Annotated in this window: 24 protein-coding genes, 2 tRNA genes and 1 riboswitch; of the genes, 13 read left to right on the forward strand and 13 right to left on the reverse strand. The window is 68.4% G+C overall.

Annotation, left to right across the window (positions count from 1 at the left end):
* Window positions 1-72 precede the first annotated feature (72 nt).
* The 5 genes from QAR72_RS05435 to QAR72_RS05455 form a co-directional block, all read right to left on the reverse strand.
* Window positions 73-237 carry an FAD-dependent oxidoreductase gene (locus tag QAR72_RS05435; protein ID WP_304616354.1) on the reverse strand — a complete coding sequence of 55 codons (165 nt, stop codon included), beginning with the start codon at window positions 235-237 and terminating at the stop codon, window positions 73-75.
* A gap of 794 nt (window positions 238-1,031) precedes the next feature.
* Window positions 1,032-1,108, reverse strand: a tRNA-Arg gene (locus tag QAR72_RS05440).
* Between the two features lie 68 nt (window positions 1,109-1,176).
* Window positions 1,177-1,923 (reverse strand): triose-phosphate isomerase, encoded by a 747-nt coding sequence (tpiA, locus tag QAR72_RS05445; protein ID WP_304616355.1) that lies wholly within the window; start codon window positions 1,921-1,923, stop codon window positions 1,177-1,179.
* Window positions 1,924-1,993: 70 nt separating this feature from the next.
* Window positions 1,994-2,368, reverse strand: coding sequence for a HesB/IscA family protein (locus QAR72_RS05450; RefSeq protein WP_304616356.1), 375 nt, complete (start codon window positions 2,366-2,368; stop codon window positions 1,994-1,996).
* A 109-nt stretch (window positions 2,369-2,477) separates the two neighbouring features.
* The gene (locus tag QAR72_RS05455; RefSeq protein ID WP_304616357.1) at window positions 2,478-2,834 is read right to left on the reverse strand and encodes an SUF system Fe-S cluster assembly protein; all 357 of its coding nucleotides are present in this window, start codon (window positions 2,832-2,834) and stop codon (window positions 2,478-2,480) included.
* A 121-nt stretch (window positions 2,835-2,955) separates the two neighbouring features.
* Here QAR72_RS05455 and tgt point away from each other — a divergent pair, with 121 nt between their 5' ends.
* Both tgt and QAR72_RS05465 read left to right on the forward strand, forming a co-directional pair.
* A complete protein-coding gene (gene tgt, locus QAR72_RS05460; protein ID WP_304616358.1) occupies window positions 2,956-4,089 on the forward strand; it encodes a tRNA guanosine(34) transglycosylase Tgt in 1,134 nt (377 codons plus the stop codon).
* Window positions 4,090-4,154: 65 nt separating this feature from the next.
* Window positions 4,155-4,287: riboswitch (FMN riboswitch) on the forward strand.
* Between the two features lie 71 nt (window positions 4,288-4,358).
* Window positions 4,359-4,829, forward strand: a complete 471-nt coding sequence (locus QAR72_RS05465) for a 6,7-dimethyl-8-ribityllumazine synthase (RefSeq protein WP_304616359.1) — start codon at window positions 4,359-4,361, stop codon at window positions 4,827-4,829.
* Here the strand turns inward: QAR72_RS05465 and QAR72_RS05470 are convergent.
* From QAR72_RS05470 to QAR72_RS05495, 6 genes are all read right to left on the reverse strand, one after another.
* Window positions 4,811-6,463: a glycerol-3-phosphate dehydrogenase/oxidase gene (locus QAR72_RS05470; RefSeq protein ID WP_304616360.1), complete on the reverse strand. Its 1,653-nt coding sequence runs from the start codon at window positions 6,461-6,463 to the stop codon at window positions 4,811-4,813. The genes QAR72_RS05465 and QAR72_RS05470 overlap by 19 nt on opposite strands.
* Entirely contained in the window at window positions 6,460-7,950 is a 1,491-nt protein-coding gene (locus tag QAR72_RS05475) for an FGGY-family carbohydrate kinase (protein ID WP_304616361.1), read from the reverse strand. Before QAR72_RS05475 ends, QAR72_RS05470 begins: the two co-directional genes overlap by 4 nt.
* A gap of 63 nt (window positions 7,951-8,013) precedes the next feature.
* Window positions 8,014-8,964, reverse strand: a complete 951-nt coding sequence (locus tag QAR72_RS05480; protein ID WP_304616362.1) for a D-ribose ABC transporter substrate-binding protein — start codon at window positions 8,962-8,964, stop codon at window positions 8,014-8,016.
* Between the two features lie 97 nt (window positions 8,965-9,061).
* The gene (locus QAR72_RS05485; RefSeq protein WP_304616363.1) at window positions 9,062-10,099 is read right to left on the reverse strand and encodes an ABC transporter permease; all 1,038 of its coding nucleotides are present in this window, start codon (window positions 10,097-10,099) and stop codon (window positions 9,062-9,064) included.
* Between the two features lie 16 nt (window positions 10,100-10,115).
* Window positions 10,116-11,618 carry a sugar ABC transporter ATP-binding protein gene (locus tag QAR72_RS05490; RefSeq protein ID WP_304616364.1) on the reverse strand — a complete coding sequence of 501 codons (1,503 nt, stop codon included), beginning with the start codon at window positions 11,616-11,618 and terminating at the stop codon, window positions 10,116-10,118.
* The gene (locus tag QAR72_RS05495; protein WP_304616365.1) at window positions 11,615-12,295 is read right to left on the reverse strand and encodes a DUF2291 family protein; all 681 of its coding nucleotides are present in this window, start codon (window positions 12,293-12,295) and stop codon (window positions 11,615-11,617) included. The genes QAR72_RS05490 and QAR72_RS05495 overlap by 4 nt, the downstream gene beginning before the upstream one ends.
* A gap of 359 nt (window positions 12,296-12,654) precedes the next feature.
* Between QAR72_RS05495 and QAR72_RS05500 the strand changes: the two genes are divergently transcribed.
* The 10 genes from QAR72_RS05500 (at window position 12,655) to fba (ending at window position 23,047) form a co-directional block, all read left to right on the forward strand.
* Window positions 12,655-14,262: an FGGY-family carbohydrate kinase gene (locus QAR72_RS05500; RefSeq protein ID WP_304616366.1), complete on the forward strand. Its 1,608-nt coding sequence runs from the start codon at window positions 12,655-12,657 to the stop codon at window positions 14,260-14,262.
* Entirely contained in the window at window positions 14,259-15,776 is a 1,518-nt protein-coding gene (locus QAR72_RS05505; RefSeq protein WP_304616367.1) for a glycerol-3-phosphate dehydrogenase, read from the forward strand. Before QAR72_RS05500 ends, QAR72_RS05505 begins: the two co-directional genes overlap by 4 nt.
* Before the next feature lie 10 nt (window positions 15,777-15,786).
* Window positions 15,787-16,716 carry a sugar phosphate isomerase/epimerase family protein gene (locus QAR72_RS05510; RefSeq protein WP_304616368.1) on the forward strand — a complete coding sequence of 310 codons (930 nt, stop codon included), beginning with the start codon at window positions 15,787-15,789 and terminating at the stop codon, window positions 16,714-16,716.
* A 26-nt stretch (window positions 16,717-16,742) separates the two neighbouring features.
* Window positions 16,743-17,891, forward strand: coding sequence for an iron-containing alcohol dehydrogenase (locus QAR72_RS05515; RefSeq protein ID WP_304616369.1), 1,149 nt, complete (start codon window positions 16,743-16,745; stop codon window positions 17,889-17,891).
* The gene (locus tag QAR72_RS05520; RefSeq protein WP_304616370.1) at window positions 17,891-18,841 is read left to right on the forward strand and encodes a sugar-binding transcriptional regulator; all 951 of its coding nucleotides are present in this window, start codon (window positions 17,891-17,893) and stop codon (window positions 18,839-18,841) included. Before QAR72_RS05515 ends, QAR72_RS05520 begins: the two co-directional genes overlap by 1 nt.
* Window positions 18,842-19,021: 180 nt before the next feature.
* Window positions 19,022-19,819 carry a DeoR/GlpR family DNA-binding transcription regulator gene (locus QAR72_RS05525; protein WP_304616371.1) on the forward strand — a complete coding sequence of 266 codons (798 nt, stop codon included), beginning with the start codon at window positions 19,022-19,024 and terminating at the stop codon, window positions 19,817-19,819.
* Window positions 19,816-20,577, forward strand: coding sequence for a triose-phosphate isomerase (locus tag QAR72_RS05530; protein WP_304616372.1), 762 nt, complete (start codon window positions 19,816-19,818; stop codon window positions 20,575-20,577). The genes QAR72_RS05525 and QAR72_RS05530 overlap by 4 nt, the downstream gene beginning before the upstream one ends.
* Window positions 20,574-21,035 (forward strand): D-erythrulose-4-phosphate isomerase, encoded by a 462-nt coding sequence (gene derI / locus QAR72_RS05535; RefSeq protein WP_304616373.1) that lies wholly within the window; start codon window positions 20,574-20,576, stop codon window positions 21,033-21,035. Before QAR72_RS05530 ends, derI begins: the two co-directional genes overlap by 4 nt.
* Window positions 21,035-22,006, forward strand: a complete 972-nt coding sequence (locus QAR72_RS05540) for a class 1 fructose-bisphosphatase (RefSeq protein ID WP_304616374.1) — start codon at window positions 21,035-21,037, stop codon at window positions 22,004-22,006. The genes derI and QAR72_RS05540 overlap by 1 nt, the downstream gene beginning before the upstream one ends.
* A gap of 6 nt (window positions 22,007-22,012) precedes the next feature.
* On the forward strand, window positions 22,013-23,047 hold the full coding sequence (gene fba / locus QAR72_RS05545) for a class II fructose-bisphosphate aldolase (protein ID WP_304616375.1): 1,035 nt from the start codon (window positions 22,013-22,015) through the stop codon (window positions 23,045-23,047).
* An 18-nt stretch (window positions 23,048-23,065) separates the two neighbouring features.
* On the opposite strand, the gene QAR72_RS05550 is transcribed toward fba, so the two are convergent.
* Complete coding sequence (locus tag QAR72_RS05550) at window positions 23,066-24,238, reverse strand: NAD(P)/FAD-dependent oxidoreductase (RefSeq protein WP_304616376.1); 1,173 nt, start codon at window positions 24,236-24,238, stop codon at window positions 23,066-23,068.
* Window positions 24,239-24,333: 95 nt separating this feature from the next.
* Here QAR72_RS05550 and QAR72_RS05555 point away from each other — a divergent pair.
* A tRNA-Gln gene (locus tag QAR72_RS05555) sits at window positions 24,334-24,408 on the forward strand.
* 21 nt (window positions 24,409-24,429) lie between these two features.
* Here the strand turns inward: QAR72_RS05555 and QAR72_RS05560 are convergent.
* On the reverse strand, window positions 24,430-25,929 hold the full coding sequence (locus tag QAR72_RS05560) for an MFS transporter (RefSeq protein WP_304616377.1): 1,500 nt from the start codon (window positions 25,927-25,929) through the stop codon (window positions 24,430-24,432).
* Between the last annotated feature and the right edge of the window lie 5 nt (window positions 25,930-25,934).

Here is a 25,934-nt window from a genome sequence, read left to right on the forward strand (position 1 = left end):
CCGCAGATCACCATATTGGCCCGCGGCTTCTGATGTGCCGCAAACCGAGGCCTGAAAGAAGTTCGCACTCGATCAAAAGCCACCGGGGTCTGAAGCCTCTTGCATCACGGGCGGCAACCAAAGAAGAGGCTGAAACAAGTGATGGTTGCGCCGGTCGATTACCGTCACGGCGATTCCGGCGTGACCAAGGCGCTTGGCCACTTCGAGCCCGGCGAAGCCCGCGCCGATGATCACCACGTCACGAAAAACCGATCTCGCTCATCTTGCAGGCCTTGCGTTTTCGCTTCTTCGGGTGATTGGCTTACGACGGCCCAACAAGTGCACCCGCTGCCGGTAGCATGAGCCAACTGCAAGCCGCGACGATTGTTCCGAAGGCCGGTGAAGCATTCCCGGTCGCGTCGGGCGGCGCCGTGGGTGAGCGCCGCGTCAGATTGCCAAGCAGTAATCCCCAGTTGAGCGCGCGACACTAGGAACGGCCAAGTAGCTCATCTTGTGCCAGATCCTCAGCGGACATCCGTGCCATGCCTGCGCCGACGCATAACCAGCTGGCGCATCAGCCGTTCATCAATGCTCGTTACCAGAGGTTGATCTCGAAAATCTCGCGTATCAAGCAAAGCGAATAGCGGGCAGTTCGAGCGGTCCGCTCTCGCGCCGATATTTCCACACGGCGACTAACAGCAATGCTGTGTTGCCGGGATAGCGTGACAAAAGCTAGGGCCCAGTCCGGAATACCAAGGCGGATGTCAACCGGCGGCGGCACCGGATTACTATAGTTGTCAGTGGTGGCGAGTCGCGCGTAGCCATGCGCGCCTTTGCCTTCTGGTCAGCTCCGTCCAGCTCTTCGCCCGTGTTATCATCAGGTCGACCTGCAGCGTAGCGACAGAATGAACGGAACGCTGCCGGATAGTGGGCGAAGTCTTGACCGCAGGGAGCGGGGTTTGTCACGCCCTTGAACAAGGCAAGACGCTGCTCGAAATACGAAACGCGCCAGATCTTCGCGACCCGATCGTCGTTTTTGGCGATGCAGGGCCTGGCGCACCCGAAGGGATTCGAACCCCTGGCCTCTGCCTTCGGAGGGCAGCGCTCTATCCAGCTGAGCTACGGGTGCCTGCGGGCGTAGATACAGGCGCGGCAGGTCAGGCGCAATGCCGAAATGATCCCGCCACGCCGAAGCTGTCAGGCAGCCGACAGGGCCGCCACGATCGGCCCGAAATCGGCGGCTTTCAGGCTGGCGCCGCCGACCAGCGCCCCGTTCACGTGCGGGATCGCGAAGATCTCGGCCGCGTTCGAGGGCTTGACGCTGCCCCCATAAAGCAGCGCCACATCCGCGCCGTCGGACAGGCGCTTGCCCAGATCGGCGCGCAGAAGAGCGTGAACCTCGGCGATCTGCTCGGTGGTGGGGGTGCGGCCGGTGCCGATGGCCCAGACGGGCTCGTAGGCGATGACGGTGTTCGCGGCTGTGGCTCCCTCGGGCAGCGAGGCCGCAAGCTGCGCGGCGATCACATCCAGCGTCTCGCCCGCGTCGCGCTGCGCCTCGGTCTCGCCCAGGCAGATGATGGCGACGAGGCCCGCCTCATGCGCGGCGCGGGCCTTGGCGGCGACCATCTCGCTGGTCTCGCCGTGATCGGCGCGGCGTTCGGAATGGCCGAGGATGACATGGCTGGCCCCGACATCCGCCAGCTGCGCGGCCGCCAGATCTCCGGTATGCGCGCCCGAAGCCTTGGCATGGCAATCCTGCCCGCCGAGCTTGATGCCACGTCCCTCGATGCGGGCCGAGAGGGGATGGATCAGAACCGCGGGCGGGCAGATCAGGACATCGCAACCGGGTGCGGGATGAGCCTCGGCCAGGGCCTCGACCTCGGCTAGGGCGGCGAGGGTGCCGTTCATCTTCCAGTTGCCTGCTGCCAGCTTGCGCGGTGCCATGTCGTTCCTCCGTTTGACTGCGTCAGCAGTTAAGCGGAGGCGGAGGGCCGCGCAATACTCTTGTGGCCGCTCAGCCCTGTGCGGCGCGGCTGCCTTCCAGCGGCTCGAAACGCACGGATTCGCCGCAGCCGCAACTGTCGGTCACGTTCGGATTGCGGAAGCGGAAGCCCGAATCCAGCAGGCCGGTTTCGTAGTCGATCTCGGTGCCGAAAAGGAACATCTGCGCCATCGGCGCGATCAGCACGCGGGCGGCGCCCTGTTCCACGACCTCTTCGGCGGGGGCGGCGGCCTCGGCCAGTTCCATCGTGTATTCCATGCCCGCGCAGCCGCCCTTCTTCAGCCCGATCCGCAGGCCATAGGCGCCCTTGCCCGCCATCAGGCGGGCGATCTGCGCCTCGGCGGCGGGGGTGATGGTCACGGGTGCGGTTCCGGGCAGGGCAAACATGGATGCGTTCCTCGACTACGTCCTGCAAGAGATAGGCGTCCGGACCCGGTCGCTCAAGGCGCGGGGGCGGGGCAGGGTGCCCGATCCCGCCCGCGCAGGGCGCCGGATGCTACATGAAGCCCAGTTCCAGACGGGCCTCGTCCGACATCATGTCCATGCCCCATTGGGGCTGAAAGGTCATCTCGACATCGACCTGCTTGACGCCCGGCACTGCCTCGACCGCGTCGGCGACCCAGCCCGGCATCTCGCCCGCGACGGGGCAGCCGGGGGCGGTCAGGGTCATGATCACCTTGACCTCGGCGGCGTCGTTGATCTCGACCGTGTAGATCAGGCCCAGATCGTGGATGTTGACCGGGATCTCGGGGTCATAGACCGTCTTGCAGGCCTCGACGACCGCCTCGTAAAGCGGGTGATCGGTGGTCGAGGGCGCGATCAGGGGCGCGCCCTCCATCAGGGGTTCGGTCATCGCTTCATCCTTCAATTCCGACCAAATATATAGGGCAGCCCTTGCCCCCGGTCCAGTGGCACGCGCATTGCGCCCGCGCCCGGCCAAGGCTACAAGCGGCCGCTTCCAGAGGTCAGGCACAATGAACAGCACCCGTTTCGGATTCACACTCCATGCCACGGACGGCAAGGCGCGCACCGGCGTCATCGACACGCCGCGCGGCCAGATCCGCACCCCGGCCTTCATGCCGGTGGGCACGGCGGCGACCGTCAAGGCGATGCTGCCCGACAGCGTGGCCGCGACCGGGGCAGACATCCTGCTGGGCAACACCTATCACCTGATGCTGCGGCCCACCGCCGAACGCGTCGCGCGGATGGGCGGGCTGCACCGCTTCATGAACTGGCAGAAGCCGATCCTGACCGACTCGGGCGGGTTTCAGGTCATGTCTCTGGCCGGTCTGCGGAAGCTGACCGAGGAGGGCGTGACCTTTTCCAGCCATGTCGACGGATCGAAGCACCACCTGACGCCCGAACGCAGCATGGAGATCCAGCGGCTTTTGGGCAGCGACATCGTGATGTGCTTTGACGAGTGCCCCGCGCTGCCCGCGACCGAAGCCGAGGTCGCGGCCTCGATGCGGCTGTCGATGCGGTGGGCGCAGCGGTCGCGCGATGCGTTCGGCGATCGGCCGGGCCATGCGCTGTTTGGAATCATGCAGGGCGGCGTCACCCGCGACCTGCGTGAGGAATCCGCCCAGGCGCTGCAGGCGATCGGCTTTGACGGCTATGCGGTTGGCGGCCTGGCCGTGGGCGAGGGGCAGGAGGCCATGTTTGGCGTTCTGGATTACGCCCCGGGCTTTCTGCCCGAGGACAGGCCGCGCTACCTCATGGGCGTGGGCAAGCCCGATGACATCGTGGGCGCGGTGCAGCGCGGCATCGACATGATGGATTGCGTCCTGCCCTCGCGCTCGGGGCGGACGGGGCAGGCCTGGACGCCGCGCGGGCAGGTCAACATCAAGAATGCCCGCCACCAGGACGATCCGCGCCCGCTGGACGAGACCTGCACCTGTCCGGCCTGCACCGGCTATTCGCGCGCCTATCTGCACCACGTCTTTCGCGCGAAGGAGATGATCAGCGGCATGCTGCTGACCTGGCACAACCTGCATTACTACCAGCGCCTGATGGAGGGGCTGCGCGGCGCCATCGCCGAGGGGAGGCTGGACGCCTTCGTCGCCGATTTCCACGCCAGACGGGCCGAAGGCGACATCGAGCCGCTCTGATGTCGTTTTTTGCCGCTGGTCTGCCGCTTGGGCCTTGGCGCCGCTTTTCGGAATGCCTATTCTGCAAGTGTTCTCAGGGCGGGGTGCAATTCCCCACCGGCGGTGACAGCCCGCGAGCGCCTTTCCCGTCGGGAGAGGGTCAGCAGATCCGGTGAAATTCCGGGGCCGACGGTATAGTCCGGATGGAAGAGAACCGCTGCGGGCGTCCCCATGCGCCCGTGGTGGTATGCCTTGGGGGCCTGACGCAGCTAACGTAAGGTTCCTGAAAGATGACCAAATCTCCTCGTATCGCCTTCATCAAGGCCCGCTGGCACGCCGATGTCGTGGACCGCGCGCATGACGGTTTCGTCGCCGAGGCCGCCGGCCTGATGCCCGGCGCCCAGGTCGAGGCCTGGGACGTGCCCGGCGCCTTCGAGATGCCGCTGCTGGCCAAGAAGCTGGCCCAGACCGGCAAATATGATGCCGTGGTCGCGGCGGCGCTTGTCGTCGATGGCGGCATCTACCGGCATGATTTCGTGGCGCAGGCCGTGGTGTCCGGGCTGATGCAGGCGGGCATGGAAACCGGCGTTCCGGTCTTCTCGGTCTCGCTGACGCCGCATAATTATCAGGAGACCGAGCTTCTGACCGGCTTCTACCGCGAGCATTTCGTGAAGAAGGGCGCCGAGGCGGCCAATGCCGTCGCCCAGATGCTGGCGGTCGAGACCCGTCTGGCCCGCCTGGATCAGGCCGAGGCCGCCTGATCCATCCGCAGGCGGTGCCGCGTCAGCAGCATCGCCTGCGTCTGCCGCAATTCGGCCGCGCGATGGGCGTCGTCCCAGCCAAGCGCCTGCGCGCAGAGATCGGCCACCCGCGACAGGTCGCGCGCCGAAAGCCGCCCCGTTACCGCCAGCGCCGTGCGGCGCATGACCAGATCGGCCAGCGTGCCGACCTGTTCGTTGCGGATGACCCAGTCCAGTTCCTGTTCGCTGTGATCGCTGGCCTCCAGCATCACCGGCGCTGCGCCCTCGGCCTGCAGGATGGCCTCGGCCGTCGTGCCGTAGCGCGCCAGAAGCTGGCGCGCGCGGGCGGGCGCGGCGAGGCTGCAGCGGGCCGCGTCGTCGCTCCACGCGCCCGGATCAGCCGGGTAATCGCGGCCACCGCCGATGGGTAGCAGGGCCGTGTCGCGGCGGCGCGTGACGCCCAGGCGCGCCATCAGGTCATCTGCGACCTCGGCGGCAAAGCCGCGGAAGGTCGTCCATTTGCCGCCCACCAGCGATATGATCGGCCAGCGGCGCGCGCCCTCGGGGGTGATCTCGGGGGCGGAATGGTCGCGGCTGATCAGGCCGGGATTGGCAGCATTCGAGGCGGGCAGGGGCCGGATGCCGGAATAGGCATAGACGATCTGGCTTTCGTCGAAATCGAGACCCGGCAGCAGGCCGCGCAGCGCGCCAAGGAAGTAGGCGATTTCGGCATCGTCGCAGGCCACGTTGTCGGGGTCGTCCGCGCGGATATCGGTCGATCCGACCAGCGCCCGGTCCAGATAGGGAAAGACCAGGCAGATGCGTCCGTCATCGGCCTCGAAATAGATCATCCGGCCCTTCAGCGCGGCCAGCAGTTCGGGATGGTCCAGCAGGATATGCGACCCCCTTGTGCCGCCGATCAGCCGCGACGGCGCGCCGAGCGCCGCGTTCACCCGGTCGATCCACGGGCCCGCCGCGTTCACCACGATGCGCGGGCGCAGGGCCAGCGGCCCGGACGGGCCGTCGAAGCGGATCACCTGGCCGTCCGTCCCCGCCAGGGTCGTGTGGTTCCGCGCCAATGCCTGTGGATGGGCGCTGAGCCCGTCCGCGACCAGCTCCCAGACCAGCCGTTCGGGCAGCGTCACCGCCGCGTCGTAATATTGCCCCGCCGCCCGGATGCGCGGTGTCAGGGGCGGGATTTCACGCAGCGCACGGGCCCGCGACCAGAGCTGGTGGCGCGGCATGACCCGGTGGCGGCGGCCGTAGAAATCATACATCGCCAACCCCGCCTTCATCAGCACTGCGCCGCGGCTGCGCGGGGCGGTGGTCGATCCCATCAGCGTCCGCAGGGCCGGGCCGATGCCGCGCAGCCATGAGAAGATCGGGATCACCGTCGGCAGCGGCCTGACCAGATGCGGCGCGTTCTTCAGAAGCAGGTTCCGTTCCAGCGTCGATTGCGCCACCAACCGCAATTCACCGGTTTCCAGATACTTGATGCCGCCATGGATCAGCCGCGAGGGCGCAGCCGAGGTGCCGCCGCCGTAATCGCCCTTGTCGATGATGGCGCAATCGATTCCCTGCTCGCAGAGGTCGCGGAAAAGACCCGCCCCGTTGATGCCCGCGCCCAGGATCAGCACATCGATATCGCGGATCATAGCTCGCCCAAGGCCTCGATCCGTGGCCAGAGCGGCGTCAGCGCCGCCGCCAGATCGGATAGAACGGCATGGCGCGCGGCCAGATCAGCGGCGCGGGCGGGATCGGGGTGATGCGTCACGCCGTCCGGTCCGTCGCGCGGATCCGGCTGGGGCGAGGCAAAGAGCCCCACACCCGCACCCGCGCAGCGTGCCGCGCCCCAGGCGGCGGCCTCTTCCACAGCCGAGGTGGTGACGGGCATGTCCAGCGCATCGGCGAAAAGCTGCGCCAGCAGCGGCGCGCGCGAGATGCCTCCGGTCAGGCGGGCGTGGCGGGGGGCAAACCCCTCGCGCAGGGCCTCGACATGGTGGCGGTGGTTCAGGGCGATCCCCTCGACCACGGCGCGCAGAAGGGCGGGGCGATGCTGCCAGCCGCGCAGGCCGAAGAAGGCGCCGCTGGCCTGCGGCCCGTGGGGCGATCCGAAGAGATAGGGATGAAAGAGGGCCGTCGAGGGGCGGCTCAGCGCGGCCTCGATCTGCGGGATGGCCTGCAGATGAAGCGGCGTGCCAGAACCGTCATCGGCGCAGAGATTGTCCAGAAACCAGTCGTAGTTTGCTGACGAGGCCGGCGAAATCGACATGGCGTTCCATTCGCCGCGGGCGATGCCGTTGCGGCAGAACCAGCGCGGATCGGTCAGGGGCTGACGGGTGACAGTCTCGTTGATCGAATAGGTCCCGGCGACGATGGCGACGATCCCTTCGCCGTAGCCGCCCGAACCGAGCGCCGAGGCCGTCACGTCATGCAGCCCCGCCGCGACCGGCGTGCCGGGCAGAAGGCCGGTCATCGCGGCGGCCTCGGGTGTCACATGGCCCACGATCTGATCGGGCGGCGCGATCTCGGGCAGGGGCAGGGGGCCAAGGCCGAACAGGTCCGGGATGTCGGGCGCGTAGTCCTGGGTCTGCATATCGGTGAAGGATGTGCTGGCCTCGGTCAGGTCGGTGCCGATCCGGCCGGTCAGGCACAGGGTCAGCCAATCCTTGCAGGCAAGGACATGGCCGATGGCGGCAAAGCGGTCGGGCTGGTTGGCGCGGATCCAACCGAGGATCGCGGACGGGGCCGAGGCATGGGGCATCTGCCCCGTCCGCGCCACGGCCCGCGCGGCGGTTCCGTCGCGCGCCCAGTCCTCGGCGACGCTGCCTGCGCGGCTGTCCAGCGACAGGATGCCCGGGCCAAGCGGCGCGCCCGCGCGGTCCAGCAGATAGAGCCCGTCGCCATGCGCGGTCGCGGCCACGCCGGCGATCCGCGAGGCGGGCTGACCCGAGGCCGCGATGGCTTCGGAAATGGCGGCGGCGGTCTGGCGCCACAGATCGGCCATGTCGCGTTCGACATGGCGGGGCTGCGGCATGGATTGCGCGACGCGCCGCCGGGCGGTGGCCAAAACCCGGCCCGAGGCGTCGAAGATCACCGCCTTGGTGACGGTCAGGCCGTTGTCGATGCCCAGCAGCAGCATGCGCGTTCCGGTTCCGTGAGAAGGGTCGGCGGCAGGGGCAGGGCGCCCCCGCCGCCAGAGGGCTTATTGATCCAGCACGAAGGGCGCGCTGTAGAGATGCGCGTTCTCGGCGGTGATCAGCAGGCAGTCGAACAGCTGCTTTTCGCTGTCGGCGCCGGTCTCGCCGGTGCGGATGTAGCTGTCGGCCTGACGCACGGCCTCGGCCGCGAAGACCGCCACGGGTTGCAGGACGGTATAGGCCATCTCGCCCGCCTTAACGGCCTCGACCGCGTCGGGGCTGCCGTCGAAGCCGCCGACGACGATGCCGTCCAGACGCCCGGCCTCTTTCAGCGCGGCGATGGCGCCAAGGGCCATCTCGTCATTGCCCGAGATCACGCCGGTGATGTCGGGGTTCGCCTGCAACAGCGACTGCATGCGCTGGAAGCCCTGCGTACGGTCCCAGTTCGCGACCTCCTGGCCGACCTTCTCGAATTCGGGATACTGGCTCAGCACGGTCTCGAACCCGTTCGAGCGGGTCTGCGCGTTGTTGTCGGCGGGGTTGCCGAACAATTCGACGAACTGGCCGCCCTCTTCGCCCATCGCCTCGACCCAGGCCTGTGCGCCAAGCGCCGCGCCCTGGGCGTTGTTCGACACGAGCTGCGCCTTGGCCAGACCTTCCTGGTTGATCTCGGCATTCACCAGGAAGACCGGGATGCCGGCATCGACGGCCTTTTGCACCGCGCCGATCGAGCCGTCGGCATTGGCCGGGTCGAGGATGATCGCCACCGACTGGTTGGTGATCGCGGTGTCGATCAGTGTGCTTTCGGTATTGGTGTCGCCGCGATGGGCGGCCACGTTGGCGGAATAGCCCAGTTCCTCGGCGGTGGCGCGGGCGACCTCGCCTTCGGTGAACCAGTAGGGGTTGGCGGGGTCGTTCACGATGATCGTGATCAGCCCTTCGGCCCAGGCCGAGCCGGCCATCAGGGGGGCGCTTGCCACGGCGGCCATCAGCATCCGGCGGGTCATCTTCAGCATTCTCTCTCTCCCTTTGGGTTGGTGGTCTGCCCCTTGCGGGGGTCTTTCCGCGCGGCCCGCCCTCTTTCCGGGCCGTGCGGGGAAGGTCGGGGCGGCCTCAGCCCTTGCGGGGGCCGCCATATTGAAGCGAGTTCATCAGCACGGCCAGCACGATCACGGCGCCGGTGAACACGGTCTGCCAGTAGGAACTGACCCCGATGATCACGAGGCCCGCCGACAGGAAGCCGATCACGAAGGCGCCCAGCATCGTGCCGCGCACCGTCCCGCGCCCGCCGGTCAGCGCCGCGCCGCCGATCACGACCGCCGCGATGGCGGTCAGCTCGTAGGTCATGCCCGCCGTGGGACCGGCCGAGGTCAGCTGCGACGCCAGCACCAGGCCCGCCACCGCCGACAGCATCCCCGAGACGACATAGACGGTGATCTTCACGCGCTTGACCGGCACGCCCGACAATTCCGCCGCGCGTTCATTCCCGCCCGAGGCATAAAGCCAGCGCCCGAAGGCCGAGCGCGACAGCATCAGCCCCGCGACGATGGCGATGCTGGCCAGCACGATCACGCTGATCGGAATGCCCCACAGCCGGTTGAAGCCCAGCCAGGCAAAGCCGGTATTGCCCAATTCCTCGCGGCCGCGCAGGTTGTTGTAGGTCAGCCCGTTCGTCATCAGCAGCGCGATCCCCCGCGCCACATACATCACGCCAAGCGTGGCGACGAAGGGCGGCACCTTGAAGATGGCGACCAGCACGCCGTTTACCGCGCCCACCGCCGCGCCCACGCAGAGCGTCAGCACCACGACCGCCCAGACCGGCGGATAGAGGATCACGCCAAGCGCATCCAGTTCCACCCCCTGCATCATCGCGCCCGCCACGACGCCGGACAGCGCCAGGATCGATCCCACCGACAGGTCGATCCCGCCATTCAGGATCACCAGAAGCATGCCGATGGACAGGATGCCGAAGATCGCCACCTGGCTGGACATGATCAGGAAGTTCGCCACCGTGAAGTAATTGGGCGACAGCGACGAGAAAACCGCGATGATCGCGATCAGCGCGAAGAAGGCGCGGCCCTCCAGCAGGATGCGGGTCAGGTTCAGCGAACGGCGCTTGGGCGAGGCGGGGTTGGTGGTTGATGCGGACATGGTTTCCTCTTCGCGCTCAGGCGGCCACGGACTCGCCCGAGGCGGCCATGATCTTTTCCTTCGAGACGCTGCTGTCGAATTCGGCCGAGATGCGGCCCTTGTGCATGACGATGATCCGATGGGCGATGGACAGGCATTCGCTGACCTCGGATGTCGAATAGAGAACGGCCAGACCCTGCCGCGCGCCTTCGGCAAGCAGGCGGAAGACCTCGGCCTTGGCGCCGATGTCGATGCCGCGCGATGGCTCGTCCAGCATGATGACGCGGGGCTGCGTGGCCAGGATCTTGCCGATCACGACCTTCTGCTGGTTGCCCCCCGATAGCGAGCCGATGGCCGCTTCCCCGCCCGAGGTCTTGACCGTGACACGGCGGATGCTGTCCTCGATCAGGGCGCGTTCGGCGCGCGTGTCGGTGAAGAAGCCCCGCGTGAAGCGCGCGATCGAGGCCAGCGACAGGTTCTGGCCTACGCTCATTGTCTGGACCAGCCCATCGCGCTGGCGATCCTCGGGGACCAGTGCAAGGCCCCGTGCGATGCGGTCCGCGATGGACAGATGGCTGACCTCTTGCCCGTCCAGCACGATCTGCCCGCCGCTGGCGCGCAAGCGTCCCGCGACGGTTTCCAGAAGCTCGGTCCGGCCCGCGCCCATCAGGCCGTAGATGCAGACGATCTCGCCCGCGCGGATGTCCAGATCGAGGCCGCGCACCAGATCCTGCCCGGTCGCATCCGGCACGGACAGGCCCCGGATCGACAGGGCCACGTCGCCCGGCGTCGTCTTGGGCGGGCTGCCCAGATCGTAATTCTCGCCGACCATGTTGCGGACGATCCATTCCAGGTCGATCCGGTCGCGCGGCGCGCTGGCGGTCATCACGCCGTCGCGCAGGACGACGGCATGGTCGGTGATGGTAAGCGCCTCTTCCAGATGGTGCGAGATATAGACGATGCTGACGCCGCGCGCCTTGAGGTCGCGGATCACCTTGAACAGCACCTCGACCTCGCTGGCCGACAGCGCGCTGGTCGGCTCGTCCATGATCAGGATGCGGCTGTCCACGGACAGGGCGCGGGCGATCTCGACGATCTGCTGCTGGCCAAGGCGCAGATCCTCGACCGGGGTCTGGGGGTCGATATCCTCTTCCAGCTCGGTCATCAGCAGGCGGACCTGCCGTTCCTCTTCGGCGTAGTCCACGCCGAAGGGGGTCATGATCTCGCGGCCCATGAAGATGTTGTCGCGCACCGACAGATTGGGCGCGAGGCTCAGTTCCTGATGGATGATCGAGATGCCGCGCGCCTGCGCCTCGGCGGCATTGGCGAACCGGGCGGGCTGGCCGTCCAGCACGATCTCGCCCGACGAGGGCTGGATGACGCCCGACAGGATCTTCATCAGCGTGGACTTGCCCGCGCCGTTTTCCCCGAAGAGCGTCGTCACCTCGCCCCGGCGGATGTCGAAATTCACGCCCTTGAGGGCATGGACCTGCCCGTAGGACTTGGCGACGTTGCGCGCGGCAAGGACGATGCCGGTCATTGGACCTCCAGCGCGACGGGGGTGATCATCCAGTTCGTCGGGTTGATCAGGCGGAAGGCGCCGGTCACGGTCAGGGTGCGGCCGGTCAGGTTGGCGGTGTCGATGGGCCCCAGAACCTCGGCGGCCATGGCGCGGTTGATGCCCGATCCGGCATCCTGAAACTCGATCTGGTTGCGGAAGGCACCAAAGGCGATGTCGCCCGGCGCGTCGCGCAGGTCGGTGCCGTTGATCGCGGGGCCGGTCTGCACGCGGATCACCTGACCTTCGGGCATGCCCTCGACCTCCAGCGGGTAGACGCCCGCGCGGGGGGTGCCTGCCACGCCAGTGACGCTAACCATGAGGATCGCCCCGGTCGAGGCCGGTGTGCCGTATTCGGCGATGGCGGCCTGCTGGTCGGCGGCGATGGCGGCGTGCAGGACCTGCGCCTCGACCGCGCGGCTGATGACGAAGTCGCGGATGCGCGGGAATTCCTGCTGGCCATAGGCGTCGGGCGAAAAGGCCTGCTGGCGGACATCCGCATCCGAGCCGACATGAACGACGGTCGTGTCCAGCGCGATGGCCCCGAGGACCAGCACACCGGCGGCCAGAGACAGCCACAGGCCGCGCCGGGACGAGGGCGCCGCCTTGGGGGCCTCGGGGCGGGGCGTGGTCCGGGGGCTTTCGGCTTCTGCGCTCATGGGCGGCCTCTCTGGTCCTGTGTTCTGCGGGAGGAGCGGGCGATTCGCGGCGCGTCCGTGCGGGCGGCAGCCCGGCCACCGCGAACGGGGGCCGCGTGCCTGATCGCGGCAAGGCGCTGGAAAAGCGGTGTATTCATGACCACGGCGCCGACCTCCCCTTCGGCTTCGCCGGTCTTGCCCCGTGCTGCCGGACCGCGACATCGCGTCGTCTGTTCCGGCGCCGGATTGCGGCGAACAGGATCAGCTTAGATGAAATATTTTGCGCTGTCCGTAAAAAAATTCGTTTATCAACCCGGATGCGTGCTATATCGAACTAGGCGGCGGGCCGCCTTGCGGCGCCGCAAGCGAGGGGGAAGCAGATGGTCGAAGCGGGCGCCTTCAGCGGTGGTGCGCCAGGCGGGCGCGATGTCCTGATCGGTGTCGATGCAGGCACCTCGGTGATCAAGGCCGTGGCCTTCGATCTGGCCGGGCATCAGCTTGGCGCGGCCGCAGTTCCGAACAGCTACCGCAGCGGGGCCGACGGATCGGCGGTGCAGGACATGGCACGGACCTGGGCCGATTGCGCGGCCGCTCTGCGCGGTCTGGCCGATCATGTGCCGGGCCTCGCTGCGCGCACGGCGGCTTTGGCGGTGACGGGGCAGGGCGACGGGACGTGGCTTGTGGGCCGGGACGGGCCTGTCGGCGATGCCTGGCTGTGGCTGGACGCCCGCGCTGCGCCGACCGTGACGCAACTGGGTCAGGACCGCGCCCGGTTCGAGGCGACCGGGACCGGCCTGAACACCTGCCAGCAGGGCGCGCAGATGGCGCATATGGACGCCCACCACCCCGATCTGCTGGACCGGGCCGAGATCGCGCTGCATTGCAAGGACTGGCTTTACCTGAACCTGACCGGCGTCCGCGCGACCGATCCGTCGGAGGCCAGCTTCACCTTCGGCAATTTCCGCAGCCGCACCTATGACGACGCGGTGATCGCGGCCCTTGGCCTGACGCATCGCCGCGCCTTGCTGCCGCCGATCGTCGAGGGCACCGAGACCACCCATCCGCTGACAGCCGAGGCCGCCCGCGCCACCGGCCTTCTGGCGGGCACGCCTGTCTGTCTGGGCTATGTGGACATGGTGATGACGGCGCTCGGCGCGGGCGTGCTGGGCGGCCATGATGAAAGCGGGCCGGGCGATGTCGCCTGTTCGACCATCGGCTCGACCGGGGTGCACCTGCGCGCTGTTCCGGCGGAGCGGGTGCATCTGAACGATCAGGGCACGGGCTATGTGATCTGCCTGCCTGTGCCGGGCATGGTCACGCAGGTCCAGACGAACATGGCGGCGACGCTGAACCTCGACTGGGTTCTGGGGTTGGCCGCGGGCCTGCTGTCCGAGATGAGCCATCCGGTCGGCCAGCGTGATCTGGTCGCGCGGCTGGACGGCTGGCTCGCGCAGGCCGCGCCGGGGCGGGTGCTTTATCATCCCTACATCTCCGAGGCGGGCGAGCGTGGCCCCTTCGTCGATGCCGATGCGCGGGCGGGTTTCACGGGCCTGTCGGCAGCGCATCGCTATCCCGATCTGGTCCGCGCCGTGGCCGAGGGGCTGGGCATGGCCATGCGCGATTGCTACGCCGCGATGGGGCCGCTGCCGTCGGAGCTGCGCCTGACCGGGGGTGCTGCGCGCTCGCCGGGTCTGCGTGCGATCCTCTCGGCCTGCCTGAACGCGCCGCTGCGCGTCTCGGCCCGCGACGAGGCCGGGGCGGCGGGTGCCGCGATGATGGCCGCCGTCGCCGTCGGCGCCATGCCCGACATGCGGACCTGCATCGACCGTTGGGTGACGCCGCTTCTGGGTGCCCCCGAGAGGCCCGACCCCGATCTGGCCGCGACCTATGCGCGGCTTTACCCCGCCTTTGCCGCGACCCGCGCCGCGATGCCGCCCGTCTGGGCCGCCTTGGCACGGTCGCGCCCGACGACAGGAGAAGCACGATGACCCATGACCCCGAGATGATCGACCTGTTCGTGATCGGCGGCGGCATCAACGGCGCGGGCGTCGCCCGCGACGCGGCCGGGCGCGGCCTGTCGGTCGTGCTGTGCGAAAAGGACGATCTGGCGCAGGGCACCTCGTCGAGGTCGGGCAAGCTGGTTCATGGCGGGCTGCGTTATCTGGAATATTACGAATTCCGCTTGGTCCGCGAGGCGCTGATCGAACGCGAGGTGCTGCTGCGCGCCGCCCCGCACATCATCTGGCCGATGCGCTTCGTTCTGCCCCACAGCCCCGATGACCGGCCCGCCTGGCTGGTCCGGCTGGGGCTGTTTCTATACGACAATCTCGGGGGCCGGCGAAAGCTGCCCGGCACGCGGGTGCTGGACCTGCGCCGCGACCCCGAGGGCGCGCCCCTTCTGGACAAGTATAACAAGGGGTTCGAATACAGCGATTGCTGGGTCGACGATGCGCGGCTCGTGGTGCTGAACGCGCTGGACGCGGCCGAACGCGGCGCGACGGTGCTGACCCGCAGCCCCTGCATCTCGGCCCGGCGCGAGGACGGGGCCTGGTCCGTCGCCACCCGCGACAGCCTGACCGGCGAGACGCGCCATTTCCGCGCCCGCTGCCTGGTCAATTGCGCCGGGCCCTGGGTCAGCGACGTGATCACGCGGGTCGCGGGCTCGAACTCGGCCCGCAATGTGCGGCTGGTGAAGGGCAGCCACATCATCGTCCCGAAATGGTGGGAGGGGCAGAACGCTTATCTCGTCCAGAACCACGACAAGCGGGTGATCTTCATCAATCCCTACGAGGGCGACATGGCGCTGATCGGCACGACCGACATCGCCTATGAGGGCAGGGCCGAGGACGTGACCGCCGACGAAGCCGAGATCGAGTATCTGCTGGCCGCCGTGAACCGCTATTTCAAGGAGAAGCTGCGGCGCGAGGATGTGATCCACGCCTTTTCGGGCGTGCGTCCGCTGTTCGATGACGGGCAGGGGAACCCCTCGGCCGTGACGCGGGACTATGTGTTCGACCTGGACCGCAATGGCGGCGCGCCGATGTTGAACATCTTCGGCGGCAAGATCACCACCTTTCGCGAACTGGCTGAACGCGGGATGCACCGGCTGGCCGAGATCTTTCCGCAGATGGGCCCGGACTGGACCGAGACCGCGCCCCTGCCGGGCGGCGAGATCGCCAATGCCGATTACGAAAGCTTCGCCGCGCTGCTGCGCGAGCTGCATCCGTGGATGCCGCGCGGGCTGCTGCGCCATTACGGGCGGCTCTACGGGGCGCGGACGCGCGACGTGCTGGCGGGGGCGATGGGGCTTGCGGATCTGGGGCGGCATTTCGGCGGCCAGCTTTACGAGGTCGAGGCGCGCTATCTTGTCGCCCGCGAATGGGCGCGCACACCCGAGGATATCCTGACCCGCCGCACCAAGCATTACCTGCATCTGAGCGCCGCCGAGCAGGCCGCCTTCGCGGAATGGTTCAACGCCTCTGATCTGGCTCGCGCGGCCTGAAGGAACGACGATGCTGACGCTTTCGCTGAACACCAACCCTCTGGTCAACCGCATCGCTGATCCCGATGATCTGATCGACACGGTCGCGCGCGACATCCGCATCCGCGACCTGCAACTGACGCATGAATTCATCAATCCCTCTTGGCCCGCGCCTCTGATCCGCCGCCTGACCCGGCAGATGCGCGCCGCGCTGGACCGGACGGGGGTGCGCGTGACCAGCGGGATGACCGGGCCTTACGGGCGGCTCAATCATTTCGGCCATCCCGATGCCGAGGTGCGGCGCTACTATATCGACTGGTTCAAGACCTTCGCCGACATCACCGCCGAACTGGGCGGGCGGTCGGTGGGCACGCAATTCGCGATCTTCACCTGGCGCGATTACGATGATCCGGCCCGCCGCGAGGCGTTGATCGATGTCGCGCTGGAGTGCTGGGCCGAGGTCGCGGACCATGCCCGCGCCGCCGGGCTGGATTACCTCTTCTGGGAGCCGATGAGCATCGGGCGCGAATTCGGCGAGACGATTCCCGCCGCGATGGCATTGCAGGACCGGATTGCGGCGGCGGGCATGGCCATCCCGATGTGGATGATGGCCGATATCGATCATGGCGACGTGACCAGCGCTGACCCGGCCGATTACGACCCCTATGCCTGGGCGCGCGCCGTGCCGCGCGTCAGTCCGATCATCCATATCAAGCAATCGCTGATGGACAAGGGCGGGCACCGGCCCTTTACTTCCGAATTCAACGCCTTGGGCCGCATTCACCCCGAGCCGCTGCTGGCCGCCCTGGCCGCGGGCGGCGCCGCCGACAACGAGATCTGCCTGGAGCTCAGCTTCAAGGAGCGCGAGCCCAACGATCGGCAGGTCATCGCGCAGATCGCCGAAAGCGTGGCCTTCTGGGCGCCCCATATCGACACCGGCGCCGATAAGCTGAATATCTAGCGGATTGTCACAGCAGGAATTCGATCATGCCCAGCCCGTTCGCCTTTGCCACAGCCACGGAGATCCTGTTCGGCCGCGGCCAGGTGGCGGGTGCCGCCGCCCGTGTGGCCCCGATGGGACGGGTGGTGCTGCTGGTGCAGGGATCGACGGGCGCGCGCGCCGACGGGCTGGCCCGGGCGCTTGAGGAACAGGGCTGTTCGCTGATCCGGCTGTCCGTGGGGCGTGAGCCCGATCTGCCGATGATCGAGGACGCGCTGCGGCTTGGGCGGGGGGCCGAGGTTGTCGTGGCCATGGGCGGCGGCGCGGTCATCGATGCGGGCAAGGCTCTGGCGGCCTGCCTGACCATGACGCGGCCGCTGATGGATCATCTGGAAGTCGTCGGCCAAGGGCTGCCGCTGGATCACGCGCCCTTGCCCTTTGTCGCGATCCCGACCACCGCGGGGACCGGCGCCGAGGTGACGCGCAATGCTGTGATCGGCGTGCCCGAGGCGCGGCGCAAGGTCAGCCTGCGCGACGCGCGGATGCTGCCCCGTCTGGCCATCGTGGATCCGGCCCTGACGGATGGCTGCCCGCGCGGCGTGACGCTGGCTTCGGGTCTGGATGCGATCACGCAGGTGATCGAGCCCTATCTCAGCACGCGGGCCAATGCGATGACCGATGCCTTGTGCCGCGATGCGATCCCGCAGGGGCTGGCGGCGCTGATGCGGCTGATGAAGGCCGAGGACATGGCGGCCCGCGACCGCATGGCCTGGGTCAGCCTGTGCGGCGGGCTGGCGCTGGCCAATTCGGGGCTGGGGGTCGTGCATGGGCTGGCGGGCCCCCTGGGTGGGCTGACCGGGGCGGCGCATGGCGCGATCTGCGGCGCGCTTCTGCCCCATGGGCTGGTCGCGAACCGGGCGGCTGTGAACAACCCGGCCTTGGCCGCGCGAATGGACGAGGTGGCGGGCTGGATCGGCGCGGCCTTCGGCGAACCCGGCGCGGATATGGACCGGGCTGCGGGCCTGCTGGCGGGCTGGTCGCGGTCCTGCGGCCTGCTCGGCCTTTCCGCGCTTGGCATCGATGCGCAGTCGCGGGCGCAGGCGGCCGAGGCGGCGGCGGCCTCGTCCTCGATGAAGGCCAATCCGGCGGTGCTGGATCCCGAGGCCTTGCGCACCCTGATGGAGGCTGCGGGCTGATGGCGCGGCGCGGTCCGGTGGACCCCGAGCAGAGCTTGGCGATCCGCGCGGCCTGGCTGCATTATGCGGGCGGCCTGACCCAAGCGGCGGTGGCCAAGCGGCTGGGCCTGCCGGGCGTCAAGGCGCATCGCCTGATCGCCCGGGCGGTGGCCGAGGGCGTGGTCAAGGTCTCGATCGATGGCGAGATCGTCGAATGCGCCATTCTTGAAGACCGGCTTTGCGCGCGTTTCGGGCTGGATCATTGCGAGGTCGCCCCCGATCTGGGCGAGGAGGACATTCCGCTGCGCGCCCTCGGGCTGGCCGGCGCGGGCTTTCTGCGCCGCGAGATCGAACGGGGCGAGCATCAGGTGATCGGGCTGGGCCATGGCCGCACGATGGCGGCGGCGGTCCAGAACCTGCCGCGCTTCGATGCGGGGCGGGTGCGGTTCGTCTCGGTCCTGGGCGGGCTCACGCGGAATTACGCGGCCAACCCGCATGACGTGATGCACAGCCTTGCGGAAAAGACCGGCGCGCAGGCGTATGTCCTGCCGGTGCCGTTCTTCGCCAACAGCGAAAGCGACCGGGCGATCCTGCTGGCCCAGCCCGGCGTGCGCGAGATCTTCGATCTGTCCAACAGCGCCACGCTGAAGCTGGTGGGAATGGGATCGGCGGATGCGGGCGCGCAGCTTGTCGCCTCGGGGATGATCGAGCGCCATGAGATCGACGAGATCAACGCCGCCGGCGCGGTGGGCGAGATGATGGGGCATTTCTTCGATGCCGAGGGCCGGGTCCTGACCACGACGCTGAGCATGCGGACGCTGTCGGTCGATCTGGACCGCCCGCAGGGCCACCGGATCGTCGTGATCGCGGGCGGCGCGCAGAAGATCGCCGCGATCCGAGCCGTGCTGAACAGCGGCCATCTGTCGGGCCTGATCACCGACGAGACGACGGCCCGCAGCCTGCTGTCCTGACCATCTCCCGGCTGCCCGCATCGGGGGACGGGCCGGGCAAAGCCCGGCCCGGACGCTGCCGCTTGGCCTCGCGCCGCGCTGCGCGCGGCTGTTGTAACACGAAATCGTCACAGAATCACATGATTCATGTTTCAAGCGGCGATCATTGTGTTATGAGCGGCGGCAAAGGGGGCGCCGGCGATGAAGCGGGACGAGAGACGACAGGCGATCATGGATCTGCTGGTGGCCGACCGCGCCGTCGATCTGGACGCGCTGGCGACGCGGTTCGACGTCAGCCGCATGACCATCCACCGTGATCTGGACGACCTGGCGCAGGCGGGGCTGCTGCGCAAGGTGCGCGGCGGCGCCACGATCGAGGCGGGCACCCAGTTCGAAAGCGATTTCCGCATCCGCGAATTGCAGGATGGCGAGGCCAAGGGCCGGATGGCCGAGGCCGCCATGGCGCTGGTCGAGCCGGGCATGACGGTGATGGTCAATGACGGCTCGATGGCGGCGCTGCTTGGGGCGCGCCTGGGCGGGCTTGCGCCGCTGACCGTCATCACCAACAACGCCGCCGTGATCGAACGGCTGAAGGACGCGCCCGGCGTCACGCTGATCGCGCTTGGCGGCACCTACAGCGCCAAGTTCAACGGCTTCTTCGGGATGGTCACGGAAAACGCGCTGGCGGGCCTGCGCGCCGATCTGGCCTTTGTTTCGACCCCGGCCGTGGCGGGGCTTCAGGCCTTTCATATGGACGGGGACGCGGTGCGCACCAAGCGCGCCATGATGCGGGCGGCAGGGACCAGCGTGCTGCTGGTGAACCATCGCCGCTTCGGGCGGAGCGCGCTGCATCTGCTGGCCGACCTGGCGGATTTCGACGCGATCATCACGGATGCGGCGCCCGTGCCCGACCATCTGGCGGCGCTGGAACGCGGTGGAATCGCGCTGATTGTCGCCGAGGACGCCACGAGTTCACAGAACAGGGGAGGAAAGCGATGACCACATTCTGGATCGGCACCAGCTGGAAGATGAACAAGAGCTTGCCCGAGGCGCTGGCCTTTGCAGAGGGGCTGCGCGCGGCGGCGCCCTTGCCCGGCATCCAGCGCTTCGTCGTGCCGCCCTTCACCGCCTGCCGCCAGGTCAAGGCGGCGCTGGCAGGCACCGACGTAAAGGTCGGCGCGCAGAACATGCACTGGCAGGACGAGGGCGCCTGGACGGGCGAGATCAGCGCGCCGATGCTGGTCGATTGCGGCCTCGACCTGGTCGAGCTGGGCCATAGCGAGCGCCGCGCCCATTTCGGCGAGACCGACGAGACGGTCGGCCTCAAGACGGCAGCCGCCGTGCGGCATGGGCTGATCCCGCTGATCTGCATTGGCGAGACCCTGGCCGAACGCGAGGCGGGCCGCGCGGCCGAGGTTCTCGCGGCGCAGGTCCGCGCCGCGCTGGACCCCGTGGCGGGGGCCGAGGCGACGATCCTTCTGGCCTATGAACCCGTCTGGGCCATCGGCGCGGGGGGCATCCCCGCCACGGCCGATTACGCCGATGCAAGGCAGGCCGAGATCGCTGCCGTCGCGCGCGAGGTCATGGGGCGGCACATCCCGTGCCTCTATGGCGGGTCGGTCAATCCGGGCAATTGCGCGGAACTCATCGCCTGCCCGCATGTGGACGGGCTGTTCATCGGACGCTCTGCCTGGGACGTGGCGGGCTATCTGGACATTCTGGCGCGCTGCGCCGCAACCATGGGAGAGACGGCATGAAACTGGCCATTGCAGGGGACAGCGCGGGCGAGGGGCTGGCAAAGGTGCTGGCCGATCATCTGAAGGACCGCTTCGACGTGTCCGAGATCAGCCGCACGGATGAGGGGCCGGACGCATTCTATGCCGATCTGTCGGACCGCGTCGCCTCGGGCGTGATGAACGGCACCTTTGACCGCGCTATCCTGGTCTGCGGCACCGGGATCGGGGTCTGCATCGCGGCGAACAAGGTGCCGGGCATCCGCGCGGCGCTGACCCACGACACCTATTCCGCGACCCGCGCGGCGCTGTCCAACAACGCGCAGATCATCACGATGGGAGCCCGGGTGATCGGGCCGGAACTGGCCAAGGCCATCGCCGATGCCTGGCTGGCCGAGACGCTGAATTTCGACGCTTCGGGCAAATCCGCAGGCAATGTCGCCGCCATCGACGCGGTCGATGCTAGATACAACAAGGCCTGATGCTGCGACTTCCCATCGACGGGGCCGCGACCGGCCCCCGCCTGTCCGAGGCGCTGGAGGGCGCCCCTGCAGGCCCCGTCATCGCGGCCATCGCCGGCGGGGTGCCGCCCCTTGCCGCGCGGCTGGCGGCGGGGCGCCTGCATGGAGACCCCGAAACCGTGGTCGGCACGAATGACAGCGGCGACCGGCAAAAGGCGCTGGATCTGGCCGCCCATCACCACATGCTTGCGGCCCTGCGCAAGGCGGGCGTGCGCCGCGTCCTGTCCGAAGAGGCCGAGGCCGTCATCCCCCTGAACGAGGGCGGCGAATTCGATGTGGCGATCGACCCGATCGACGGCTCGGGCAGCATCGGGATCGGCGCACCCTTGGGCCTGCTGTTCAGCGTCCTGCCATCGGCGCCGGACAGCTTCCTGCGGCCGGGCCGGACGGCGGTGGCGGCAGGCTATGCCTCCTTTGGCCATTCGGTCGATTTCGGCTTTTCGACCGGGCAGGGCGTGCATGTCGCAACGCTGGAGCCGGGCGGTGATTTCCGCATCGCGCATGAGGGGCTGCGCCTGAAGTCACAGGCCTCGACCATCGCCTACAATGCCTCGAACGAGCGGCACTGGGCGCCCGGCTTGCGCGACTGGGCGGCCGATCTGCGCGCAGGCGCCGACGGGCCGCGCGGGCGGGACTTCAACATGCGCTGGCTGGCCGCAGCCGTTGGCGAATTGCACCGCATCCTGCTGAAGGGGGGCGTGTTCCTTTACCCTGACGATGCGCGGCCCGGCTATGGCCGGGGACGACTGCGCCTGATCTACGAGGCCGCACCCATCGCCTTTCTGATCGAACAGGCGGGCGGGCAGGCGACCGACGGGCGCCGACCGATCTTGGATCTGGCAGCCGACAGCCTGCACCAGATGACGCCCCTGATCTTTGGCGCCGCCGACGAGGTGGCGACGATCCACACCTATCTTGCCCGCAAAGGATGACGCCTGATGGCCATGATCACCCTCCGCCAGCTTCTGGACCATGCCGCCGAGCATGGCTATGCCGTGCCGGCCTTCAACATCAACAACATGGAACAGGGCCTGTCGGTCATGCAGGCCGCCGCCGCCACCGACAGCCCGGTGATCCTGCAGGCCAGCCGGGGCGCGCGCGCCTATGCCAATGACGCGGTTCTGGCGGGGCTGATCACGGGGCTCGCCCGCGCCTTTCCCGACATTCCGCTCTGCATGCATCTGGACCACGGCAACGGTCTGGCGACCTGCGCCACTGCGATCCAGAACGGGTTCACATCGGTGATGATGGATGGGTCGCTGAAAGCAGACGGCAAGACACCCGCCGATTACGCCTACAACGCCGACATCACCCGCCGCGTGACCCAGATGGCCCATGCCTGCGGCGTCTCGGTCGAGGGCGAGCTGGGCGTGCTGGGCAGCCTGGAAACCGGCATGGGCGATCAGGAGGACGGCCACGGCGCGACCGAAAAACTGTCCGAGGATCAGCTGCTGACCGACCCGGACGAGGCCGTGCGCTTCGTCGAGGAGACCGGAGTCGATGCGCTGGCCATCGCGATGGGGACCAGCCACGGCGCCTACAAGTTCACGCGCAAGCCCGATGGCGACATTCTGGCCATGCATGTGATCGAGGAAATCCACCGCCGGCTGCCGAACACGCATCTGGTCATGCACGGGTCATCCTCGGTCCCCGAGGACCTGCAACAGATCATCAACGATCATGGTGGCGACATCCGCCCCACCTGGGGCGTCCCGGTCGAGGAGATTCAGCGCGGCATCCGCCACGGCGTGCGCAAGGTGAATATTGACACGGACAACCGGCTGGCGATGACGGCTGCGATCCGCAAGGTCTTTGCCGAACGTCCCGAGGAATTCGATCCGCGCGCCTATCTGAAACCCGCCATGGCCGCCATGTCGGATATCTGCCGCGCCCGGTTCGAGGCCTTCGGCACGGCGGGCCATGCCAGCCGCATCAAGCCGCTGCCGCTGTCCGCGATGGCCGCGCGCTACTGACCCGCGCGCCGGGCGCGTTCAGGCGCGCCCGGCCGCATCGGCCGAGGCCCAGGCCCACTGGAAGTTGTAGCCGCCCAGCCAGCCGGTCACATCCACGCATTCCCCGATGAAATGCAGCCCCGGCAATGCGCGCGCCGCCAGCGTGCGCGCATCCAGATCGCGCGTGTCCACCCCGCCAAGCGTGACCTCGGCGGTGCGGTAGCCCTCGGTCCCGACGGGGGTGATGCGCCAGCGATTGACCCGCGCGCCAAGCGCGTCAAGGCGGGCATTGTTCTGGTCGGCCAGCCGCGCCTGCGCCAGCCCCGTCTCGGCCGCGACGGCCTGCGCCAGACGTTCGGGCAGCATCGCGCCAAGCGCCGTCGCCACCTGCTGGCGGCCATTGCGGCCCCGGGCCTCTTTCAGGCGCGCGGCAATGTCGTGATCGGGGCAGAGGTCGATCTGAAGCACGTCGCCGGGTTTCCAGAAGCTGCTGATCTGCAGGATCACCGGCCCCGACAGGCCCCGATGCGTGAAGAGAAGCGCATCGCGGAACACGCCGCCGCCATGGGCGATGCGCGCCTCGACCGCGACGCCCGCCAGCGGGCGGCAGAGCGCCAGATCCTGCTCGGCGAAGGTCAGCGGCACCAGGGCGGGGCGCGTTTCGATCAGGCGCAGCCCGAACTGGCGCGCCAGATCATAGGCAAAGCCCGTCGCGCCGATCTTGGGAATCGACTTGCCGCCCGTCGCCACCACCACCCGCGCCGCCGTCAGCGCCCCCCATGGTCCGGTGATCTGGAAGCGGTCCGCCTGACGGGTGAGGGTCTCGATCGCGGTCTCCATCCGCAGATCGGCACCGCGCATCCGCGCCAGCAGCATGTCGGTGATCTGCGTGGCCTTGCCGTCGCAGAAAAGCTGGCCCTGCGTCTTCTCGTGCCAGGCGATGCCCGCGCGATCGACCAGCGACACGAATGCGCCGGCCGGATAGCGGACCAGCGCGCTGGCGGCAAAACGCGGATTGGCCGACAGGAACCGGTCGGGCGCGGTAGCCAGATTCGTGAAGTTGCAGCGCCCCCCGCCCGAGATGCGAATCTTCTCGCCCGGGCTGCGCGCGTGATCCAGCACCGCGACGCGCCGACCCTGCGCCAGGGCCGAGCCCGCGCAGAAAAGACCGGCCGCCCCGGCGCCAAGAATGACAAGGTCGAAATGCTCCATGACGGCCGGTTAACCCGCCAGACGGGACAGGGCAAGATTTCTGCATTTTCGGTCTTGCACCCGCCTGCGGGCTTGGGTAATCACCCTCCCACAGTTGGGGCGTGGCCAAGTGGTAAGGCATCGGTTTTTGGTACCGTGTACCGTAGGTTCGAATCCTACCGCCCCAGCCAAATCTTCCTGATCCAGCATTATCAATGCCTTGCAGGGCGCAGTTCCCGTGCTTGCGGTGACGCCATGCGCCGCCAGACGACCAGAGCGGCCGCTGCCACCATCACTGCCGCCAGCGCAAGAACCCCCGCAAAGGCCTGATCGAAGGCGCCGCGCGCCTGCACGACCAGGGCTTCGGCCTGCGGCGAGGCAAGGTCGGATGCGACCATCAGCGCCTCGTCCAGGCTGTCGCCCACGCGCGGCGGAAGGCCTTGGGGCACGAACATCGCGCGCGCATAGATCGCGGTCATTGCGCTGCCCAGGGCCGCGATGCCAAGGGCGCCGCCCAGCTCGAACGAGACCTCCTCGACCGAAGCCGCCATGCCCGCGCGGTCCTCGGGGGCGGACATCATGATCACGGTCGAGGCCGCCGCCATGGTCGCGCCGACGCCGAAGCCCATCACCGCCAGCGCGCCCAGCCACAGCCAGATCGATTGCCCCAGCAGCGCGAGGCAGGCCAGCAGCGCCACCGCGGTCAGCGCCAGCGCCCCCGGCAGCAGCCGCCCCGCACCGATGCGCGGCAGGGCCAGACCGGCCAGCGGCCCCGCCACGAACGAGGCCAGCGGAATCGGCAGGATCATCAGACCCGCCTCAAGGGGCGTCAGGCCCATGACCAGCTGCAGGCGCTGGCTGAAGACCAGCTCTACCCCGATCAGCGCGGCCGAGGCGACCAGCGCGGCCACGACACCGCTGGCAAAGCGCGGATGGGCGAACAGGGTCAGGTCGATCAGCGGGTCCGCGCAGGTCCTCTGGCGCCGGATGAACGCGGTGATCGCCACCACGCCCACCGCCAGCGCCAGCGCGGCGACCGGCCAGGATGGCGTGCGCTGGCCTGCCTCCTTGATCGCATAGACCAGCCCGACCAGCCCCGCCATCGCTTGGGCCGAGCCGATCAGGTCGAAGGGATGGGCCCGCGCGGCGGGCCTGTTGACCAGCAGCACGGCCGCGGCCGCCAGCGCAACCAGCACGACCGGCACGTTGATCAGGAAGACCGAACCCCACCAGAACCATTCCAGCAGCAGGCCACCCACGACCGGCCCCATTGCGGCCCCGCCCGAGGCGACCGCAGCCCAGATGCCGATGGCCAGCGCGCGTTCCGATTCGTCGGTGAAGGTCAGCCGGATCAGCGACAGCGTGGCGGGCATCATCATCGCCGCGCCCACGGCCAGCACGACCCGCGCCGCGATCAGCGATTGCGGATCGGGCGAAAAAGCCGCCGCCAGCGAGGCCAGGCCGAACACCGCCAGCCCGCCCATGAACATCCGCTTGTGCCCGAAGCGGTCGCCCAGACCGCCCAGCCCCGGCAGAAGCCCCGCGACGACAAGCGGATAGGCGTTGACGATCCACAATTTCTGCTTGGCCGTCGCCTGCAGGTCCAGCGTCAGGCGCGGCAAGGCGGTGTAGAGCACCGTCATGTCGATCACGATTAGGAACAGGGCGCTGGACAGGATGGCCAGGACCAGCCACCGGTTCGGAGAAGACATCGGGA

It is taken from the genome of Paracoccus sp. (in: a-proteobacteria), from assembly GCF_030604785.1.
Lineage (GTDB): Bacteria > Pseudomonadota > Alphaproteobacteria > Rhodobacterales > Rhodobacteraceae > Paracoccus.

Coding starts and splice junctions, on each gene's coding strand:
- tpiA (WP_304616355.1), bottom strand. CDS start 1,923: ATGGCACCGCGCAAGCTGGCAGCAGGCAACTGGAAGATGAACGGCACC.
- QAR72_RS05450 (WP_304616356.1), bottom strand. CDS start 2,368: ATGTTTGCCCTGCCCGGAACCGCACCCGTGACCATCACCCCCGCCGCC.
- QAR72_RS05455 (WP_304616357.1), bottom strand. CDS start 2,834: ATGACCGAACCCCTGATGGAGGGCGCGCCCCTGATCGCGCCCTCGACC.
- tgt (WP_304616358.1), top strand. CDS start 2,956: ATGAACAGCACCCGTTTCGGATTCACACTCCATGCCACGGACGGCAAG.
- QAR72_RS05465 (WP_304616359.1), top strand. CDS start 4,359: ATGACCAAATCTCCTCGTATCGCCTTCATCAAGGCCCGCTGGCACGCC.
- QAR72_RS05470 (WP_304616360.1), bottom strand. CDS start 6,463: ATGATCCGCGATATCGATGTGCTGATCCTGGGCGCGGGCATCAACGGG.
- QAR72_RS05475 (WP_304616361.1), bottom strand. CDS start 7,950: ATGCTGCTGCTGGGCATCGACAACGGCCTGACCGTCACCAAGGCGGTG.
- QAR72_RS05480 (WP_304616362.1), bottom strand. CDS start 8,964: ATGCTGAAGATGACCCGCCGGATGCTGATGGCCGCCGTGGCAAGCGCC.
- QAR72_RS05485 (WP_304616363.1), bottom strand. CDS start 10,099: ATGTCCGCATCAACCACCAACCCCGCCTCGCCCAAGCGCCGTTCGCTG.
- QAR72_RS05490 (WP_304616364.1), bottom strand. CDS start 11,618: ATGACCGGCATCGTCCTTGCCGCGCGCAACGTCGCCAAGTCCTACGGG.
- QAR72_RS05495 (WP_304616365.1), bottom strand. CDS start 12,295: ATGAGCGCAGAAGCCGAAAGCCCCCGGACCACGCCCCGCCCCGAGGCC.
- QAR72_RS05500 (WP_304616366.1), top strand. CDS start 12,655: ATGGTCGAAGCGGGCGCCTTCAGCGGTGGTGCGCCAGGCGGGCGCGAT.
- QAR72_RS05505 (WP_304616367.1), top strand. CDS start 14,259: ATGACCCATGACCCCGAGATGATCGACCTGTTCGTGATCGGCGGCGGC.
- QAR72_RS05510 (WP_304616368.1), top strand. CDS start 15,787: ATGCTGACGCTTTCGCTGAACACCAACCCTCTGGTCAACCGCATCGCT.
- QAR72_RS05515 (WP_304616369.1), top strand. CDS start 16,743: ATGCCCAGCCCGTTCGCCTTTGCCACAGCCACGGAGATCCTGTTCGGC.
- QAR72_RS05520 (WP_304616370.1), top strand. CDS start 17,891: ATGGCGCGGCGCGGTCCGGTGGACCCCGAGCAGAGCTTGGCGATCCGC.
- QAR72_RS05525 (WP_304616371.1), top strand. CDS start 19,022: ATGAAGCGGGACGAGAGACGACAGGCGATCATGGATCTGCTGGTGGCC.
- QAR72_RS05530 (WP_304616372.1), top strand. CDS start 19,816: ATGACCACATTCTGGATCGGCACCAGCTGGAAGATGAACAAGAGCTTG.
- derI (WP_304616373.1), top strand. CDS start 20,574: ATGAAACTGGCCATTGCAGGGGACAGCGCGGGCGAGGGGCTGGCAAAG.
- QAR72_RS05540 (WP_304616374.1), top strand. CDS start 21,035: ATGCTGCGACTTCCCATCGACGGGGCCGCGACCGGCCCCCGCCTGTCC.
- fba (WP_304616375.1), top strand. CDS start 22,013: ATGGCCATGATCACCCTCCGCCAGCTTCTGGACCATGCCGCCGAGCAT.
- QAR72_RS05550 (WP_304616376.1), bottom strand. CDS start 24,238: ATGGAGCATTTCGACCTTGTCATTCTTGGCGCCGGGGCGGCCGGTCTT.
- QAR72_RS05560 (WP_304616377.1), bottom strand. CDS start 25,929: ATGTCTTCTCCGAACCGGTGGCTGGTCCTGGCCATCCTGTCCAGCGCC.